We start from the raw sequence: 19,728 nt of genomic DNA, 5'->3' as shown, positions 1-19,728 counted from the left end.
CGTTCGCCACACACCAGACGGTTGGGAATGAAGGTCATCGTTATCGGCGGCGGGGTTATCGGCACGTGTACCGCCTACTATCTGGCCGCCGCGGGGCATACGGTCACTCTCGTCGAGCGCAACAGCACGGTCGCGCAAGAGAGCAGCTTCGGCAACGCAGGCGTCATCGCGCCGGGCTACGTCACGCCCTGGGCAGCGCCCGGCATGCCGCGCAAGCTGCTCGGCTACCTGTTCAGCTCGGCCAGCCCGCTCATCTTCCGGCCGGGCCTGTCGGCGGGGACGTGGCGCTGGGCCGCGCGCTGGCTGCGCGAATGCAAGCTCGAACGCTATCGCGCGAACCGCGAGCGCATGCAGCGCCTTGCGTTCTACAGCCAACGCTGCCTCCACGAATTGCGCGACGTCCATGTGTTCGAATACGAGCACACGCAAGGCTACCTGCAACTGTTCCGCACCGAGCGCGAAATCAAGATGAACGAGCCCGCGCGCGCCATGCTCGCCGAGAACGAGGTGCCGCACCGCCTGCTCACGGCCGAGGAGTGTCGCAAGCTCGAGCCCGCGATTTCCACCGACGCCGAACTCGCGGGCGGCCTGCACCTGCCGCGCGATGAAACCGGCAACTGCCCGCTCTTCACCAAGCGCCTGGCCCAGATCGCACGTGACATGGGCGTGACGCTGGCGACCGAGACAAGCGTGCTGTCGGTGCGCTCGAACCTTGGGCGCGCCGGGGTCACCGTCGAGACCTCGAGCCACGCCGAAGGCGGCCGGCGCGCCACGCTCGACGCCGACGCCGTCGTGATCGCGGCAGGAGTGGCGAGCACGGAACTGCTGCGCCCGCTGGGCATCGATCTACCGCTCTGGCCGATCAAGGGCTACTCGATCACGGTTCCCGTCAAGAACGAGCTGTTCAGTCCGCGCATCGCCGTCATGGACGAGTCGTACAAAACCGCCATCACGCCTCAGGGCAACCGGCTGCGCATTGCCGGGACAGCCGAACTCGGCGACACCGAGCTGGTGCTGCGCGAACGCGCCATCGCCACGCTCTACAAGGTGACGACCGACTGGTTCCCGGGCGCGGGGAAGTATCGCGAAGCCAGATCGTGGGTCGGCGCACGGCCGATGTTGCCCGACGGCCCGCCGCTGCTCGGGGCAACGCACCTGCCGGGCATCTTCCTCAACGTCGGCCATGGCTCGACCGGCTGGGCCATGGCCTGCGGTTCGGGGCGTGTGCTCGCCGACGTCATCTCGGGACAGACGCCCGAGATCGATCTGAACGGCCTGACGCTCGCCCGGTACGATCGCTGAGCGGCCCGTCGGACGCCGCCGACAAGGCATCGGGAGACATCCTTGCAGGCAGAACGGCGCAATATCGGCATAATCTGCTGATCGACACCTAGGTTGCCTGCGCGCCATCGCGTCCCTGGTTTCCCTGCCGTCCGCCCCGCGCCTCGCATGACATCCGGCATGCGTCGCGCGGCCTGCGCCCGGTGACAGCGCGATAGAGCGATAAAGCGGTAACGCGGTAACGCCCAGGCTTACGGGAGCTTTGCCAGCCATGTCCGACCCTCTGCACGCCAACCTCCCTGCCGCGCCCGCCAGCGCGAGTCCACTGGCTCGGCCCGTGAGTCGCCCCCCGGCCCCGGTTCCCGAGACGTCGGTGGCGCTCACCGATGCCACCTTCACCTCCGACCCCGGCGCCCCCTGCCGCGACTTATACGTTCCCGCGGCCCTTCGCGATGTCGAGAGAGCCGCCGCGGCCGGACTGCCGCCGCACACCTTGATGTCCCGCGCCGGGACGGCCGTCGCCGGCTGGCTTTACGCCCATCTGCCCGCACTGGCAACGGCTGGTCGCCATCCGGTCCTGTTGCTCGCGGGGCCCGGCAACAACGGCGGCGACGCCTACGTGGCGGCGCGCGAATTGCAGCGGCGCGGCGTGCTCGTCGACGTTTGGCAGCTTGCGCCCCCGGGCGCACCCGACGCCATCTGGGCGCATGACGAGGCGATCGCCGCCGGCGTGCCGGTGCGCCCCGCGCCAACGACGTGGCCGCAGCCTTCCGCCTACGCATGGATCGTGGACGGCCTGTTCGGTATCGGCCTGTCGCGCGCGCTCGACGGCGCGGCCGCCACACTCGTCGAGAACATCGGTTACGCCCACGCGCAGGGCACACCGGTGCTGGCGATCGACATTCCGAGCGGACTTATGGCCGCCACGGGGGTCGCCGACGGTCCGGCCATCCGGGCGGACGTCACGATTGCCATGCTCGGCGCCTGCCCTGGACTTTTCACGGGTGTCGGACGCGACCTGTCCGGCGACGTGCTCGTGGCCACGCTCGGGGCCGGCGATGGGCTCACGGCCAGCAGCATCCGCACGAACGCGCCGGAAGTATTCGAGCCACATCTGGCGCAACGCCATCATGCATCCCACAAGGGGAGTTACGGATCGCTCGCGGTACTCGGCGGCCATGAGGGCATGGTCGGGGCGCCCCTGCTCTGCGCGCGCGCCGGACTGATGTCGGGTGCCGGGCGCGTCTACGTCGGTTTCGTCGCCCAGAACGGCCCGTCCTGGGATCCCGTTCACCCCGAACTGATGCTGCGTCAGGCAGAAAGCCTGGATCTGGCCACCATGCAGGCGGTCGCGATCGGACCGGGACTCGGCACCTCGGCGGCGTCGACCGCCTGTCTTGCCCGGGCCCTGGCGTTGGAGCATACGCCGCTGGTCATCGATGCCGATGCGCTCAATCTGCTCGCCATCGAGCCCTCGCTCGCCGAGCGAGTGCGCCGCCGTGCCGGCCCTACCGTGTTGACGCCGCATCCGCTCGAGGCCGCTCGCCTGGCAGGCTGCGACGTCGCGCGCATTCAGTCCGACCGGCTGGCGTGCGCGCGCGCGCTGGCGCAGCATTTCGGCGCCACCATCGTGCTCAAGGGGTCGGGCACGGTCATCGACGACGGCAACGACACCTGGATCAACACGACCGGCAATGCCGGACTGGCCACGGCCGGCACGGGGGATGTGCTCACCGGCGTCATCGGCGCTCTCCTTGCCCAGGGCATGCCGGCGACACCCGCCGCGCTGGGCGCCGTCTGGCTTCACGGGCGGGCCGCCGAGCGGTGCGTGAGCGCGGGACAGGGGCCGGCAGGTCTCACGGCATCTGAACTTTTGCCCGCCATCCGCACCGAACTGGGACTGCGGCTGAACGACTCGGCGCGTGCGACGCGAAGCGTTCAGCCCACTCGTGGGACGCCGCCCGCCCCCCCGATAAGACGGTCCAGGCGGCGCAAAGCCTGTATCCGCGCCGCCCCGCACCCGATTTCGGGCCGTATGCGCGGCGACTCCCGTTATACTTCGCCTTATCGAAATGTTCCTATCGCACATGCCGTACAAGTCATCCGTTCGTCTGGATCAACTCCCCGCCTGGCGTACCCTGCTCGAGCATCGCGACGAAATCGCCGGGCAGCACATGCGCGACTGGTTTGCCGGCAGGGGCGCCAATTCACGCGTCGAAAACTTCTCGTTGCGTGCGGCCGGCCTGTATCTCGACTACTCCAAAAACCGGATCACCGAAAAGACCCGCACGCTGCTCACGCATCTGGCACGCGAATGCAACCTGCCCGCCAAACGCGACGCCATGTGGGCGGGCGAAAACGTCAACGTGACCGAGCAACGCGCGGCCCTGCATGTGGCCCTGCGCGCGCCGCGCACGATGGCGTTTCACGATGCCTCGGGCGACGTCAGTCACGGCGTGAGCGACACGCTGTCCCGGATGCGCGCGTTCAGCGACAGTGTGCGCAGCGGCGCGTGGGTGGGTGCCACCGGCAAGCGCATCCGGCATCTGATCAATGTCGGCATCGGCGGCTCGGATCTCGGCCCCCGCATGGTCTGCGATGCGCTCGCCGTCTACGGGCGTCACGATCTGTCGGCACACTTCATCGCCAACATCGATCCCACGGAACTCGCCCGCACACTTCCTTCCCTGGACCCCGAAAGCACACTGGTCGTTGTGTGCTCGAAGACGTTCACGACGCTCGAGACGATGACCAACGCGCGCACGATTCGCGCCTGGTTCGTCGATCACGGCATTCCGGAAAGCGAACTCGGCAGGCATTTCGTCGCCGTGTCGACGAATGCAGAAGAGGCTGTGCGATTCGGCATCCGCAAGGAGAACGTTTTCGAGTTCGGCGAGTGGGTCGGTGGCCGCTATTCGCTGTGGTCATCCATCGGGCTCATCATCATGCTGTATCTCGGCGCACGGAATTTCGAAGCGCTGCTCGCCGGGGCCCATGCCATGGACGAGCACTTCCGCCACGCACCGCTCGAAGCCAACATGCCGGTGTTGCTCGGCCTGCTCGGCGTCTGGTACCGGAATTTCTTCGACGCCCAGACGTTGTCCATCGCGCCGTATACCGACGCGCTGCAGAAGCTTCCCCCCTATCTCCAGCAACTGGACATGGAGAGCAATGGCAAGTCGGTACAGGTCGACGGCACCCCCGTGGCGTGGCAAACGGCGCCCATCATCTGGGGCGAGCCAGGGACGAACGGACAGCACGCCTACTTCCAGATGCTCCACCAGGGCACCACGCTGGTGCCGGTGGATTTCATCGCCGTGCTCGAGCCGCAGTACGACGCCCCCGGCCTGCTCGATCACCACCGCAAGCTGCTCGCCAACTGCTTCGCGCAGAGCGAGGCATTGCTGCAGGGCGGTTCGATGGCCACGGCGGAACAGGCAGGTGGCCCTCTGGGCGCGCAACGCCGTTTTGACGGCAATCGTCCCAGCAACACGCTGGTCATCGATAAATTGTCGCCGGAGCGACTGGGTGCGCTGATCGCGCTCTATGAGCACAAGGTATTCGTGCAGGCCGCCATCTGGAACATCAATCCGTTCGATCAATGGGGCGTGGAGCTCGGCAAGACGTTGTGCCGCGCCATCGAACCGGAGCTCGTCGACCCGGATTCGCTCCGGTCCGATGCCCATGACGCCTCGACCGCCTCCTTGATCCGACTGGCGGGCGAAGCGCTAAAGGAAAAACGCTGACGGAGTGTGAGACGGGCGTCGCTGGATCAGGTCGGTTCGCGCCGGACCAACCGCCCGCCGGCGAGCTGCACCGTTGCATCGCAGCGCTGTGCGATCGCCAGATCGTGCGTGACCAACACCAGGGTAGCGCCGCTCGCCTTGTTGAGCGAGAACATCAGGTCGATGACTCGTTCGCCAGTCGCCGTGTCGAGACTTCCCGTCGGTTCGTCGGCAAACAGCACGACCGGCCCGGTCACGAACGCACGTGCGAGCGCCACACGTTGCTGTTCGCCGCCGGAGAGCTGCTTCGGGTAATGCGTAAGGCGCGACCCCAGCCCCACCCGGTCCAGCATGTCTACGGCACGATCGCGCACGTCGCGTGTCTCACCCAATAATTCGAGCGGCAGCATCACGTTCTCGAGGGCGGTCAGATGCGGCATCAACTGAAATGATTGAAAGACGAATCCCACGGCACCGCGCCGTAATGCCGCACGCCCCTCTTCGTCGAGTTCACCCAGCGGTTTGCCCAATAGCGTGATGCTGCCGTCGGTCGCCGTGTCGAGGCCCGCCATCAGCCCGAGCAGTGTCGACTTGCCGGATCCCGAGGCGCCGACGATGGCAACGCTCTGGCCTTTCGCGACGGAGAAATCGATATCCTGCAAAATGACCAGCTCACCGGTGGCATCGCGCAACCGCTTCCCCAGGCCCCGCACCTCAATTACGTTTTCGGAAAACGACATGGCAAGAAGAGAGTTCTTGAAATTGGCCGCCTCAGCCTTGATTGGCTGGTGCATGCTCTCAGGGACCGCGGCGAACGCCGCAAGTTCGGGAGCGCCCACGATCCTGGTCGTGGGCGACAGCCTCTCGGCGGAATATGGCATCGCTCGCGGCGCCGGCTGGGTGAATCTGCTGCAGCAGACGATCACGCAAAACGGGTTCGATTATAGCGTCGTCAATGCGAGTATCAGCGGCGACACGACGAGCGGCGGACGTGCCCGCCTCGCGCCCCTGCTGGCGCGCTACCACCCCGCCATCACCATTCTGGAACTGGGCGGCAACGACGCCTTGCGCGGCATTCCACTCGATCTCACACGCACGAACCTGCGCGAGATGATTGCCGCTTCACGCAAGGCAGGCAGCCGTGTGATCGTCGTCGGCATGCGCATTCCGCCGAACTACGGCCCCGACTACAGCGAACAGTTCTTCAACATGTTCTCCGCGCTCGCCAAACAGGAGAAGACGGGCTACGTGCCGTTCCTGCTGGCCGGCGTTGTGGAGCACCCTGACTGGTTCCAGCAGGATCAGATCCATCCGCTTGCCAAAGCCCATCCCCAGATCTTGCAGAACGTGTGGCCGACGGTGAAACCGCTGCTCAAACCGGGAGGCAAGCCATCGGGAAAAGCGGCAGACACCCGCACACCGAAATCGGGCGCATGATCCAGACGTAAAAAAACGCGGCCACACGGCCGCGTTTTTCGTTGTGTCGTCTTCTTGTCGCTCAGGCGCTCAGTTGCTCGACGCCTTGGTGACATCATTGACCACCTTGACCTTCGAGCGCGCGCGCAGATCACCCAACCAGGCGTTCCACTCGGCCTGTGCGGCCAGTTGATTCAACTGTTGTGCTTCCGCGGCAAGACGCTGCGGATCCTGAGCGGCCGGCTGCGTCACTTTGCTGATGCGGTACACGGCGTAACCTTGCCCATCGCCTAGCTCGACGCCCACGTAGGCAGGCAGCTTCGAGGTATCCGCGCCAAAGATGGCCGTGAGCGCGGCCGGTGCCAGCTTGCCCGGATTGTCGCGCGATACCGTCTGCGCGGCCCCGAACGTCGCGTCCCCACCCTTCTTGAGCGCGTCGAGCTTCGCGATACCGGCCTTCTTTGCTTCCTGCTCGGCCAGGTCGGCAATCGTCTTTTCCTTGACCTGTGCGGCGATCTGCGCGAGCGGCGGCGTGGCCGCGGGGTGATAGCTGACCACGTGCGCCGAGACCAGCACGCCCTGGCCCACATCCACGGCTTCGGTATTGCGCTTGTTCTTGAGCGACTCGTCGCCGAACACGGCCTTGAGCAGTTTCTCGTTGCCGAACGGCCCCTGTGCCTGCGACGGATCCGGCTTGCGCGTGACGGTCGCCGTCTGCACCTTCAGGTTCAGCTTGTCAGCGGCCGGTTGCAGGCTGTCAGGCTGCTCGTACACCGCGTTGGTGAACTGGTCGGCGAGCTTGGCATACGCCTTGGCCGACTCCTGTTGACGATACTGCTCGGCCAGTTGCGATTTCACATCGTCGAACGACTTCGTCTGCGCCGGCTTGATGCCGGTGAGCTTGATGATGTGATAGCCGAAATCGCTCTTCACCACATCGCTGATGTCCCCTTCGCTCTTCAGGGCGAAAGCGGCATCGGCAAACGGCTTGACCATCGCATCACGCGTGAAGAAGCCCAGATCGCCCCCTTGGCCTTCGAGCCCGGGTCTTCCGAGTTTTCGCTCGCCAGCTTGGCGAAGTCGTTGGGGTTCTTGCGGAGTTGCGCGAGCAAGGCGTCGGCCTTCGCCTTCGCCTTTGCATGGTCGGCCGGCGATGCGTCTGCCGGCGATGCGATCAGAATGTGCGATGCACGACGCTCTTCCTGCGTGGTGTACTGCTTCAGGTTGTCGTTGTACATCTTGCGCAGCGCGTCGTCGCTCGGCGCCGCTTGCGCCGACGCCGGCATTGCCTTCGGATCGAGTACCACGTACTGGATCTCGGCGGACTCAGGCGTCTGGAAGGCGGCCTTGTGGGCGTCGTAGTACGACTGGATCTGCGCTTGCGTCGGGGTGATCTTGCTGGCGAAGTCCGACACAGGGAAGTTCAGTGCAGACACTTCACGCTGCTGGGCGCGCAATTGTGCAAATCGGTCGAGAACCGTCTTCGGCAGCATCGCACTCGCCTGCACACTCGTGGGCAGTTGATTCGACGCGAGTTCGAAACGGATCTGCGCCTCGAGACGTTGCGGCGTCAGATTCTGCGCCGACAGCAGTTGCTCGTACGCGGCCTGATCGATCGAGCCATCCGCACGGCGCAGTTGCGCAATCGCCGGAATCGCGAGCAGCGCATCACGCACTTGCGTATCAGGCACCGACAGGTTCTTCTTGAGCGTTTCCTGCGTGAGCAACTTCTGCTGGATCAGGTTATCCAGCACGGCGCTACGCATTTCAGGCGTATTGATCTGGCTTGCGTCGACCGCACCGCCGAACATTTGCTGCATGCGCTCGGTCTGCGCGCGCAGCACGCTGTCGTACTCCTGGCGTGTCACCGTCTGATCGCCGACCTTGGCAATCGTGCCGGCATCCGAGGCGTATTCCTGCCAGCCGTGCACGCCGAACACCACGAACGACGGCACGATCAGCACCGTCAGGAAGATGAGGACCAGTCGTTGATGACGGCGGATGAAGTCGAACATACGAAATCGGAAAAGTCGTCTGGAAGCGTCTTAGGACGTCATATGGCAAAAAAGGCGAACCGAAGTTCGCCTTTTCACAATTTGGCGGAGCGGACGGGGCTCGAACCCGCGACCCCCGGCGTGACAGGCCGGTATTCTAACCAACTGAACTACCGCTCCCCAAGATCTGGAACTGGTGGGTGCTGAGGGGTTCGAACCCCCGACCTACGCCTTGTAAGGGCGCCGCTCTACCAGCTGAGCTAAGCACCCGTTCCCGATTCAAGTGTTGTTCTTGATGCTGTCCCCTGCCGAAGCAGGAAAGCTCGTTAGTTTATCGTATCTTTCAAATCTTTGCCAGGGCGAAATTTCGGAACCTTCGCTGCCTTGATCTTGATCACATCGCCGGTGCGAGGATTGCGCCCTGCGCGCGCTGCGCGCTTGGCCACGTAGAACGTGCCGAAGCCCACCATCGTTACGTCATCACCCTTCTTCAGCGCCTTCTTTACTGCTCCCACCATTGCGTCAAGTGCTCGACCCGCGGCCGCTTTCGAAATGTCGGCCTCACCCGCGATATGTTCGATCAGTTCCGTCTTGTTCACTGTAACCCCCTTGCAAGGATAGTAGGCGATTGAGCCGCGGAGGCGCTCTTTGCGCGCCTTGACATTGATCTGCGAGGTCCGCTGGCTTTGCCATTAGACAAGCCGGAAACCCTGATGTCAAGCCGTTTTGCACCGTTCCGGCAGCATAGAAAGTACTCCTGAATCCGAACTTTCCGGTCGCTATTTTCGAGCACTTTGCGTCAATAAAAAAAGCCCGGGGAAAACCCCGAGCTTTTTCCGTCGTTTCCCATTAGGCGATCATTCGCGGAACCTGTCGCTCCGCCAACGCTGCCCGATGATCAATGACTGTCAGTGCTTGATGACATCCTGCTTGCCGCTGGCATCCGCCGTGGGCGTGACAGGCGCCGCCTTGGCTTCATCTTCCGGCAGCGGTTCCGGCGCATGTTCGAGCGCGAGTTCGAGCACCTTGTCGATCCAGCGCACCGGCACGATTTCCAGCGCGTTCTTGACGGTATCGGGAATCTCGGCGAGATCCTTCACGTTCTCTTCCGGAATCAACACGAGCTTGATGCCGCCGCGATGCGCTGCCAGCAGCTTCTCCTTGAGACCACCGATCGGCAGGACTTCACCGCGCAGCGTGATCTCACCGGTCATCGCCACATCCGCGCGCACCGGAATACCGGTGAGCACCGACACGAGCGCGGTCGTCATGGCGATACCGGCAGACGGGCCGTCCTTCGGCGTCGCACCTTCCGGCACGTGAATGTGGATATCCCGCTTCTCGAACTGCTCGTCGGTCACGCCAAGGCGCCGTGCACGCGAACGCACCACCGAGCGCGCCGCCTCGACCGACTCCTTCATCACATCGCCGAGCGAACCCGTGCGAATGATGTTGCCCTTGCCCGGCATCACCGCCGCTTCGATGGTCAGCAGATCGCCGCCCACTTCCGTCCACGCGAGACCCGTGACCTGGCCGATCTGGTTTTCCTTCATGGCCAGACCGAAGTCGAACTTGCGCACGCCCAGGAAGTTGTCGAGATTGCTCGCATCGACCTTGATCGAGGTGCCTTCGACCTTCTTGAGCAAGAGCATCTTCACGACCTTGCGGCAGATCTTCGAGATCTCGCGTTCGAGCGAGCGCACGCCCGCTTCGCGCGTGTAGTAACGAATGATGTCGCGGATGGCGGCTTCGGTCAGATCGATCTCGCCTTCCTTCAGGCCATTGTTCTTCTTCTGCTTCGGCAGAAGATAACGCTGGGCGATGTTGACCTTCTCGTCTTCCGTGTAACCCGACAGACGAATCACTTCCATACGGTCGAGCAGCGGTGCCGGAATGTTCAGCGAGTTCGAGGTGGCCACGAACATCACATCCGACAGATCGAAGTCGACTTCGACGTAGTGATCCGAGAACGTGTGGTTCTGTTCCGGATCGAGCACTTCGAGCAGCGCCGAACTCGGATCGCCACGGAAGTCCATGCCCATCTTGTCCACTTCGTCGAGCAGGAACAACGGGTTACGCACGGCAACCTTCGACAGGCTCTGCAGAATCTTGCCGGGCATCGATCCGATGTACGTGCGACGGTGACCGCGGATTTCAGCCTCGTCACGCACACCACCCAATGCCATGCGCACGAACTTGCGATTCGTGGCACGTGCGATCGACTGGCCGAGCGAGGTCTTGCCCACGCCGGGAGGCCCGACCAGGCACAGGATCGGCGCCTTGACCTTGTCCACGCGTTGCTGCACGGCGAGATACTCGAGGATGCGTTCCTTGACCTTCTCGAGACCGAAGTGATCCTCGTCGAGCACCTTCTCGGCATTCGACAGATCGTTGTTCACCTTGCTCTTCTTGCGCCACGGCAGACCGACCAGCGTGTCGATGTAGTTGCGCACGACCGTCGCTTCGGCCGACATCGGCGACATCAGCTTGAGCTTCTTGAGTTCGGCGTCGGCCTTCTTCTTGGCTTCCTTCGGCAGATGCGCGGCCTTGATGCGCTTCTCGAGCTCCTCGAGATCGGCGCCTTCTTCGCCTTCGCCCAGTTCCTTCTGGATCGCCTTGACCTGTTCGTTCAGGTAGTACTCGCGCTGGCTCTTCTCCATCTGGCGCTTCACGCGGCCGCGGATACGCTTTTCCACCTGAAGAATGTCGATCTCGCTCTCGAGTTGCGCGAGCAGATGCTCGAGTCGCTCGATGACCGGGAACATCTCCAGAATCTTCTGCTTCTGCTCGAGCTTGAGCGGCAGATGGGCCGCAATCGTGTCGGCCAGACGACCCGCTTCGTCGATGCCCGACAGCGACGTCAGGATCTCCGGCGGAATCTTCTTGTTGAGCTTCACGTACTGATCGAACTGCGCGACGATGGCACGACGCAGCGCCTCGGATTCCGGCGAATTGCCATCATCCGGCTCGAGCGGCATGACTTCCGACGTGAACTGGGTTTCCTCTTCGTCCACACTCAGCGTGCGGGCGCGTTGAATCCCCTCGACCAGCACCTTGACGGTGCCGTCGGGCAGTTTGAGCATTTGCAGGATATTCGCGACGCAGCCGATCTCATAGAGATCCTTGGCCGTGGGCTCATCCTTCGCGGCCGCCTTCTGGGCGACCAGCATGATGTGCTTGCCGCCTTCCATGGCGGTTTCAAGCGCTTTGATCGATTTCGGACGCCCCACGAAAAGGGGAATCACCATGTGCGGAAACACGACCACGTCGCGCAAAGGCAACAGGGGCAGTTGAATCGCTTCGGGCGGGAGGATTTGGGTGCCTGACATCTCGTTCCCCATATTTAACGATACCGTTGTGTTCCTGCTAATTGAGGCCGCCGGCGAGAATTACAAGAGGCCGCGAGAGGCCCTTTCGCCGATAAGGTGCACCACTCGGGGTTTCATTGCCCGTGGCACTAGTATGAAGGAAAAAAAGCCGCCCATGTTTCCATGAACGGCTTTCGGTGGCATTGAGTTGACCGTTCAATTGGAGCCGGCAACCTTGGGCGGCTCCTGGTAGATCAAAAGCGGCTTTCCGTCGCCGCTGATGGCGTTTTCGTCCAGAATCACCTTGGTCACGCCCTTGAGCGACGGCAGCTCGTACATGACTTCGAGCAGCGCCTGCTCGATGATCGAACGCAGGCCCCGCGCCCCGGTCTTGCGCTTGATGGCCTTGCGGGCCACGGCATGCAGCGCCGCCGGGCGGATTTCCAGCTCCACGCCCTCCATCATGAACAGACGCTGGTACTGCTTGACCAGCGCATTCTTCGGCTCGATGAGAATCGTCACCAGGGCGTCCTCGTCAAGCTTACCCAACGTGGCAACCACCGGCAGACGGCCGATCAGTTCCGGAATCAGACCGAATTTGATCAGGTCTTCCGGTTCGACGTCGCGCAGCAATTCGCCGGCATCGCGCTCTTCGCCCGTCTTGACCGTCGCACCGAAGCCGATCCCCGTCTTCTCCGTGCGGTTCATGATGATCTTCTCGAGACCGTCGAAGGCACCGCCGCAGATGAACAGAATGTTCGTCGTGTCGACCTGGATGAAATCCTGATTCGGATGCTTGCGACCGCCTTGCGGGGGCACCGAAGCCATCGTGCCCTCGACGAGCTTGAGCAGCGCCTGCTGCACCCCCTCGCCCGACACGTCGCGCGTAATCGACGGATTGTCCGACTTGCGGCTGATCTTGTCGATTTCGTCAATATAAACAATGCCCTTCTGCGCCTGCTCGATCTCGTAATTGCAGTTCTGCAGAAGCTTCTGAATGATGTTTTCGACGTCCTCACCGACATAACCGGCTTCGGTCAGCGTCGTGGCGTCCGCAATCACGAACGGCACGTTGAGCAAACGCGCCAGCGTCTGTGCGAGCAGCGTCTTGCCCGAGCCGGTCGGCCCGATGAGCAGGATGTTGCTCTTGGACAGCTCCACCTCGTCGCGCTTGTCGCCGAGGTGCTTCAACCGCTTGTAATGGTTGTAGACCGCCACCGCCAGAATCTTCTTGGCGCGGTCCTGGCCGATCACGTACTGATCGAGGCTCTCGCGGATCTCCTGCGGCGAGGGCAGATCGGACTTGCCGCCGCTGCCGCTTTCGTCCTCGGCTGCCGCGGCCTCGTCACGGATGATCTCGTTGCACAGATCAATACACTCGTCGCAGATGAACACGGACGGCCCCGCGATGAGCTTCTTGACCTCGTGCTGACTCTTTCCGCAGAACGAGCAGTAGAGCAGCTTTTCGCCGTTGGAAGTGCTTTTTTTATCCACCATATCTGTGTCAGCCTGCTAGCAATTTGCGCCCCGGTCGTCCCCCATCGGGGGCGGCAAACGCGGCATACGTGAATTCCATTGTAACGCCATGCCGCGCGAGCGTGTGGCCCACCCGCGACAGTGACAAATTCCCTTTTACGACAAAGACTTGACGCGAACACCCGCATTTTCGAGACGAAAATACCGAATGCCGCGTCACGCCTTTCAACCGTCGATCGCCCCGGAGTCGGGCCGCGATCAGGGACGCTTTTCCAATACGCGATCGATCAACCCGTACTCGACCGAGTCGGCGGCCGACTTGAAGTTGTCGCGGTCGGTGTCGCGCGCGATGACTTCGAGCGACTGCCCGGTATTCTCGGCAAGCAGGCGGTTCAGGCGATCCTTGAGCAACAGGATTTCGCGGGCGTGGATTTCGATGTCCGACGCCTGACCGCGCGCGCCACCCAGCGGCTGGTGAATCATGATGCGCGCGTTCGGCAGCGCGAAGCGCTTGCCCTTCTCGCCGGCCGCAAGCAGAAACGCGCCCATGCTGGCCGCCATGCCCAGGCACAGGGTCGAGACCGGCGGCTTGACGAACTTCATCGTGTCGTAGATGGCCAGGCCCGCCGAGACGGAGCCGCCCGGCGAGTTGATGTACATCGAGATTTCCTTGTCCGGATTCTCGCTCTCGAGGAACAGCAACTGGGCGACGACGAGGTTGGCGCTCTGATCGTTGACCTCGCCCACCAGGAAAATGATGCGCTCCTTCAGGAGTCGCGAATAGATATCGTAAGCGCGCTCACCGCGCCCGCTTTGCTCGACGACCATCGGCACGAGGCCAAGGCCTTGCGTCTCGAGGGCGGAGCTCTGGGGTTGGGAGGCGAGTTGGGCGAGCAATTCGGAACGGGTAAGCATATCGGTTCGACCCTTCTATCGAGATGGTTTTGCGCGCCGCAGGGAGGAGGCCCGGGGGCCATTTGGAAAAGAACCGCCACGGCCTTGCGGCCGCGGCGGTTCAGTCGGTCGTACGCGGTCGATTACGCTTGCGTGTTGCCAGCCAGCTCTTCGAAGCTAACTTGCTTGTCGGTGACCTTGGCCTTGCCCAGGACGAACTCGACAACGTTGTTCTCGACGACGAAACCTTCCATTTCCGCCATGCGCTGCTGATCGCCATAGTACCAGCGGACGACTTCCTGCGGGTCTTCGTAGCTCTTCGCGAATTCCTCGACTTCCGCCTTGATCTGTTCCGGCTTGGCCTGCAGGTCGTTTTGCTTGACGAGCTCGGCCAGGATCAGGCCCAGCTTGACGCGACGCTCGGCTTGCTCCTTGAACATTTCCGCGGGGATCGGCACGTTGCCGGCGTTGGGCACACCGCGCTGCGCGAGGTCCTGACGCGCCATCGCGACCAGACGCTCCTGGTCCTGTTCGACCAGGGCGTTCGGCACCTCGAGCTCGGCCACCGAGATCAGGGCGTTCATCACCTGATCCTTGAGCAACGCCTGCGTGCGACGCTTGACTTCACGCGACAGGTTTTCCTTGATGTCGGCGCGCATCTTCTCGAGGCTGCCGTCGGCGATACCGAGCGACTTGGCGAACTCGGCGTTGACTTCCGGCAGGTGAGCCCACTCGACCTGCTTGAGCGTCACGGTGAACGTGGCGGTCTTGCCGGCCACTTCCTTGCCGTGGTACTCGTCCGGGAACTTGAGTTCGAACTCCTTCGACTCGCCAACCTTCAGGCCCAGCGTCGCCTTTTCGAATTCGGGCAGCATACGGCCTTCGCCGAGCACGAACACGAAGTCTTCGGCGCTGCCGCCGGCGAATGCCTCGCCATCGATCTTGCCGACGAAATCGACCGTCACGCGGTCGCCGTCCTTGGCCTCGACCGAGCCGCCGTCGCCGTGCTCGCCGGCTTCGCCGCGCACGTGGTAGTGCACGCGCTGCTTGCGCAGGATATCAATGGTGCGATCGATCTCGGCTTCCGAGACGTCGGTCGAGGTGCGCGTGACTTCGGCGTTGGCCAGATCACCGATCTTGACTTCCGGGTAGACCTCGAACGTCGCGTCGAACGCGTATTCGGTCTCGGCCGCGTCGGCCTTCGGCGCAAAGCGCGGCTGACCCGCCACGCGCAGATCCTGCTCCTTCGTGATTTCGAAGAATTGCTGGCCGACCTTGTCGCTCACGACTTCGGCTTCGACCTGACCACCATACTGCTGGGTGACCATCTTCAGGGGCACCTTGCCGGGGCGGAAGCCCGGCATACGAACCGTCTTCGACAGCTTCTGGATGCGCGTAGCAACTTCTTTTTCGACGTCCTGCTTGAGCAGGGCGATGGTAAAGCGACGCTCGAGCTTGCCGAGGTTTTCAACAGCGATAGTCATGAGGATATTCGTCCTTCCAGAGGGTCGTTCTGTGTTACGGCGAGGGATGGCCGCAAGCGGACCCTGTCAGTTAATCAACCTTGGGCCGGTACCGACGATGCGACGCCGGCTTCCCTCCGCCCCCGAGAGAATCGGGGTCGCGCCAAAACGGTTTTGCACACAAAGCGGAACATTTTAGCAAACTATTGCCCCGCCTCCAGACTTTCCGGCCGGAAATCCGCGAAATGAGGCCATCGCGCGGCGTGATGACTGCGTCGCGCACCCGACCCGCCAACGGCGCCTCGACGGACCGGAATTGCATATTAGAGGGTCTCACCCAGAAAAAGGTCTTGGGGAGGACGTGCGAACCGCCTAGGATTCAATCGAACGTTTGAATGAAACATCGGTTCATTGAGACTGGATGGATGCGGCATCGCGCCGCGTCGCCGAGGAGAAATCGCCGTGAGCCCACGCCTTGCAGCCGGCCGACAAGCCGGCGACACGAAATTGCGGATACTCGACGCCGCGGAAGACCTGTTCATCGAGTACGGTTACGAAGCCATGTCGCTGCGCCAGATCACATCGCGCGCGGAGGTCAACCTGGCGGCCGTCAACTATCACTTCGGCAGCAAGGAAACCTTGCTCCAGGCGATGCTGGCGCGACGTCTCGACCGCCTGAACGACGAACGGCTGGCATTGCTCACCCGGGCCGAGGCCGAATGGCCCAACGGGCAGCTCACCTGCGAGCATGTGCTTGGGGCGATGTTCATCCCGGCGCTCGCCATCTCGCACCATCGCGAGATCGGCGGCCCTGCGTTCCTGCGCCTGCTCGGCCGGGTCTACGCGGATCCGTCGCCCTTCATCCGCGAGTATCTGCAACAGCATTACGCACCGGTGTTCGAACGGTTCTTCGAAGCATTCGCCCGGGCGCTGCCGGAGCTTCCGCGTCAGGAACTGGGCTGGCGCCTTCACTTCGCATTGCAGGCCCTGTCGGGCGTACTCGCCAGCAGCGACACGTCGCGTCTGATCGATACCTTCGCGCAGGGCCAGCCCATGGGCGACCTGCAGGTCGTCGCCCGCCTGACCGCGCTGATGGTCGCCGCGCTCAAGGCGCCGATGCCGGGCGAAGCGCAGCTCGCCAGTTTCGCCGCCGTGTTCGCACTGGCCAGGGACGCCGACGTCACGCCGCCGCGCGAAGCGGGCGCCGCCCCTGGAGCGGATCACGGCGCCGCCTCCGGTGACGGCAACGCCCCGCCCGACGCATCCGCGGCGATGCCGGGCGGCCACGGCCGCTCGCTGGCGAGCGCCTGAAAAAATCGACGCACCCCGAGGCCCGCGCCGAAGGGGGTCCGACCGAAAGCGCGTCCTGCCGCTCTCCGGTCGAAGCAACACTCGGACGTGCCAATTCCCGGCGCACCAACATGCCGCTGGGTCATCAAACAAGAACGCCGTCGTCGTGCCAGTCGGGGGACGGGGCAACGCAACACCGCCCCCCTGACCAGACTCGCCGACAGACGGCGCGAGGAAGACAGTCCCGCCCGCTTGCCGCCGGCTTGCCACCCGCTTGCCACCCGCTAACCGGCAACGGCGATCGGCTCGAGCGCCGACACGTACGGTAGCGGGCGTCGGGACTGAACCCAAAGGGAGGAAAACATCATGGCTGTATGGATTCTCGCGTTTGTGGTGGGCGTGTGCGCGCTGCTCCTGTATCGGGCTCGCGCATGGCAATGGCTCGTTGCCATGGCGCTGTGGCTCGGCGCGGGCGTTGCGACGGGATTGATCGGGACGGTCGCGACCGCAGTGCTCGCCGTCGCCTTCGTGCTGCCCCCGCTCGTGCTGAGCATCGATCCGCTGCGTCGGGCATGGATCACCGCGCCGGCGCTCGCCAAGTTCCGCACGATCATGCCGGAAATGTCCGAGACGGAAAAAGACGCCATCGAAGCCGGCACTGTCTGGTGGGACGCCGACCTCTTCTCGGGCCGCCCCGACTGGCGCAAGTTCATGGCGTTACCGGCCCCGAAGCTGAGCGCTGAAGAGCAGGCGTTCATGGACAACGAGGTCGAGCACCTTTGCGACCTCTCGAACGACTGGGAAAGCACGCAGGTCTGGCAAGACCTGCCGCCCAGGGCGTGGCAGTACGCCAAGGACGCGGGCTTTCTCGGCATGATCATTCCCAAACGTTACGGCGGCCTCGAATTCTCCGCCTACGCACATTCCCAGGTGGTGATGAAACTCGCGTCGCGCTGTTCCGCGGCCGCGGTCTCGGTGATGGTGCCGAACTCCCTGGGTCCGGCGGAGCTGCTGCTCCACTACGGCACCGAGGAGCAGAAGCACTATTACCTGCCCCGTCTGGCGAGGGGACAGGAAATTCCCTGCTTCGCGCTGACCAGCCCCTACGCCGGCTCCGACGCCGCCGCCATTCCCGACGTCGGCATCGTCTGTCGGGGCGTGCACGAGGGCCGCGAGACGCTGGGTTTTCGCGTGACGTGGAGCAAGCGCTACATCACGCTCGGCCCCATCGCGACCGTATTGGGCCTGGCCTTCCGCGCGCTCGATCCCGACCATCTGCTGGGCAGCGACGACGAGCCGGGCATCACCTGCGCGCTCATTCCGACGGCCCATCCGGGCGTGGTCATCGGTCGGCGCCACTGGCCGCTCAACGCCGTGTTCCAGAACGGCCCCAACTCGGGCAAGGACGTCTTCATTCCGCTCGACTGGGTCATCGGGGGTCAGGCACAGGTCGGCAAGGGATGGCGCATGCTGATGGAATGTCTGGCCGCGGGCCGCGCGATCTCACTGCCGTCGTCGAACGTCGGCTATTCGAAGATCGCCGTGCGCGCCACGGGCGCGTACGCCGCCGTACGCCGGCAGTTCCGCACGCCCATCGGCAAGTTCGAGGGCGTGCAGGAAGCGCTCGCGCGCATGGCGGGCAATCTCTACGCGATGGATGCCGCGCGCCGCATGGCCGCACTGGCCGTCGATCTCGGCGAGAAGCCCTCGGTAATCTCTGCCATCGCGAAGTACCACGTCACGGAGCGCGCACGCAAGGTCGTGAACGACGGCATGGACGTCGTCGCGGGCAAGGGCATTTGCATGGGGCCCAACAATTTCCTCGCGCGCGCCTACCAGCAGGTACCGGTCTCGATCACCGTCGAGGGCGCGAACATCATGACGCGCTGCCTGATGATCTTCGGCCAGGGTGCCATCCGCTGCCATCCCTACGTCCTCAAGGAACTCGCCGCCGCGCAGACGACCGATCACGAAGCTGCCGTGCGCGCCTTCGACGACGCCCTCTTCGGCCACCTGAGCTTCGTGGCGAGCAATATCGTGCGCGGCGCACTGCAAGGCGTCACGCACGCGAGATTCTCGGCCGTGCCATCCAACGCGGCGCCCGAGCTGCATGCGTACTACCGCGCGGCAAACCGCCTCTCGACACTGCTCGCGATTGCGGCCGACGTCTCGATGGCCGTGCTCGGCGGCTCGCTCAAACGCCGCGAGAGCATTACCGGCCGGTTGGGCGACATCCTGTCGCAGTTGTTCGTGCTCACGGCGACGCTCAAGCGATATGAGGACGAGGGGCGCCCACAAGCCGACTTGCCGCTCGTGCACTGGGCCGCGCAGGACGCGCTGTGGCAAGCGCGTGAGGCCTTCGAAGGCGTGCTCGCCAACTATCCGTCGCGCCCGGTCGCCTGGTGGATGCGCTGGAAGCTCGCGCCGCTCGGCCTGCCTTACGCGAAGCCGTCCGATGCGCTTGCCGCGCGCGTGGCCGACCTGATGCAGACGCCGGGCGACACCCGCGAACGCCTGATCGCGGGCAGCTACTCCCCGCGTCCGGAAATCGACGAACTGGCCTACGGCGAAATCGTCTTCCAGATGTCACCGCAAGTGGCGGCCATCGAACAACGCCTGCGCATCGCCGTCAAGGAAGGCCGTCTGCCGACGATGCCGCAAAGCCTGCCGGAATTCACGCAATGGGTGGCGCATGCCGCGCGGCTGCAACTGGTGAGCGACGACGAGCAGCAGTTGCTGGGTCAATACGCCGATTACGCCGCACGTGCAGTCGCCGTCGACGATTTCCCGGCCGACTTCGGCCGCGTCGTCGACATGCAGCGTGCGCAACGGCAGGAACCGGCCGACACCGCGCTCATCTCGTGATTGCGGCGAGCGCCGA

General features: G+C 63.9%; 11 protein-coding genes, 2 tRNA genes and 2 pseudogenes. 6 read left to right on the top strand and 9 right to left on the bottom strand.

All coding sequences use genetic code 11. The features are described from left to right. Nucleotides 1–27: 27 nt before the first annotated feature. The 3 genes and pseudogenes from LV28_RS34805 to pgi all read left to right on the top strand — a co-directional run bounded on the left by LV28_RS34805 (nucleotide 28) and on the right by pgi (nucleotide 5,027). A complete protein-coding gene (locus tag LV28_RS34805) occupies nucleotides 28–1,302 on the top strand; it encodes a D-amino acid dehydrogenase (protein ID WP_038617719.1) in 1,275 nt (424 codons plus the stop codon). A gap of 250 nt (nucleotides 1,303–1,552) precedes the next feature. Continuing rightward, nucleotides 1,553–3,112, top strand: a pseudogene (locus tag LV28_RS48365) (NAD(P)H-hydrate dehydratase); the annotation flags it as partial. Nucleotides 3,113–3,368: 256 nt separating this feature from the next. Continuing rightward, nucleotides 3,369–5,027, top strand: a complete 1,659-nt coding sequence (pgi, locus tag LV28_RS34795) for a glucose-6-phosphate isomerase (protein ID WP_023595746.1) — start codon at nucleotides 3,369–3,371, stop codon at nucleotides 5,025–5,027. A gap of 26 nt (nucleotides 5,028–5,053) precedes the next feature. On the opposite strand, the gene LV28_RS34790 is transcribed toward pgi, so the two are convergent. Continuing rightward, complete coding sequence (locus LV28_RS34790; protein WP_038621152.1) at nucleotides 5,054–5,746, bottom strand: ABC transporter ATP-binding protein; 693 nt, start codon at nucleotides 5,744–5,746, stop codon at nucleotides 5,054–5,056. 52 nt (nucleotides 5,747–5,798) lie between these two features. On the opposite strand from LV28_RS34790, the gene LV28_RS34785 reads away from it, so the two are divergent. Then, nucleotides 5,799–6,443 (top strand): arylesterase, encoded by a 645-nt coding sequence (locus tag LV28_RS34785; RefSeq protein ID WP_025249065.1) that lies wholly within the window; start codon nucleotides 5,799–5,801, stop codon nucleotides 6,441–6,443. Between the two features lie 891 nt (nucleotides 6,444–7,334). Here the strand turns inward: LV28_RS34785 and LV28_RS48355 are convergent. From LV28_RS48355 to tig, 8 genes and pseudogenes are all read right to left on the bottom strand, one after another. Continuing rightward, nucleotides 7,335–8,437: pseudogene (locus tag LV28_RS48355) on the bottom strand (SurA N-terminal domain-containing protein); the annotation flags it as partial. A gap of 82 nt (nucleotides 8,438–8,519) precedes the next feature. Beyond that, nucleotides 8,520–8,596, bottom strand: a tRNA-Asp gene (locus LV28_RS34775). Between the two features lie 14 nt (nucleotides 8,597–8,610). Beyond that, nucleotides 8,611–8,686: transfer RNA gene (locus LV28_RS34770), tRNA-Val, on the bottom strand. 56 nt (nucleotides 8,687–8,742) lie between these two features. Next, complete coding sequence (locus LV28_RS34765; RefSeq protein ID WP_470381988.1) at nucleotides 8,743–9,045, bottom strand: HU family DNA-binding protein; 303 nt, start codon at nucleotides 9,043–9,045, stop codon at nucleotides 8,743–8,745. A 279-nt stretch (nucleotides 9,046–9,324) separates the two neighbouring features. After that, a complete protein-coding gene (gene lon / locus LV28_RS34760) occupies nucleotides 9,325–11,745 on the bottom strand; it encodes an endopeptidase La (protein ID WP_023874528.1) in 2,421 nt (806 codons plus the stop codon). A 195-nt stretch (nucleotides 11,746–11,940) separates the two neighbouring features. Continuing rightward, nucleotides 11,941–13,221, bottom strand: a complete 1,281-nt coding sequence (gene clpX, locus LV28_RS34755) for an ATP-dependent Clp protease ATP-binding subunit ClpX (RefSeq protein ID WP_023595740.1) — start codon at nucleotides 13,219–13,221, stop codon at nucleotides 11,941–11,943. 237 nt (nucleotides 13,222–13,458) lie between these two features. Next, nucleotides 13,459–14,115: an ATP-dependent Clp endopeptidase proteolytic subunit ClpP gene (gene clpP / locus LV28_RS34750; RefSeq protein ID WP_023595739.1), complete on the bottom strand. Its 657-nt coding sequence runs from the start codon at nucleotides 14,113–14,115 to the stop codon at nucleotides 13,459–13,461. Between the two features lie 122 nt (nucleotides 14,116–14,237). After that, nucleotides 14,238–15,578 (bottom strand): trigger factor, encoded by a 1,341-nt coding sequence (gene tig / locus LV28_RS34745; protein ID WP_038617727.1) that lies wholly within the window; start codon nucleotides 15,576–15,578, stop codon nucleotides 14,238–14,240. Nucleotides 15,579–16,019: 441 nt separating this feature from the next. On the opposite strand from tig, the gene LV28_RS34740 reads away from it, so the two are divergent. Both LV28_RS34740 and LV28_RS34735 read left to right on the top strand, forming a co-directional pair. After that, the gene (locus tag LV28_RS34740) at nucleotides 16,020–16,868 is read left to right on the top strand and encodes a TetR/AcrR family transcriptional regulator (protein WP_023595737.1); all 849 of its coding nucleotides are present in this window, start codon (nucleotides 16,020–16,022) and stop codon (nucleotides 16,866–16,868) included. Between the two features lie 345 nt (nucleotides 16,869–17,213). Then, nucleotides 17,214–19,712, top strand: a complete 2,499-nt coding sequence (locus tag LV28_RS34735; protein ID WP_038617729.1) for an acyl-CoA dehydrogenase — start codon at nucleotides 17,214–17,216, stop codon at nucleotides 19,710–19,712. Nucleotides 19,713–19,728 lie beyond the last annotated feature (16 nt).

Source organism: Pandoraea pnomenusa, assembly GCF_000767615.3.
GTDB classification, from domain to species: domain Bacteria; phylum Pseudomonadota; class Gammaproteobacteria; order Burkholderiales; family Burkholderiaceae; genus Pandoraea; species Pandoraea pnomenusa.
The sequence above is the reverse complement of the archived record's forward strand: the minus strand, read 5'-3'. Positions and strand labels throughout refer to the sequence as shown.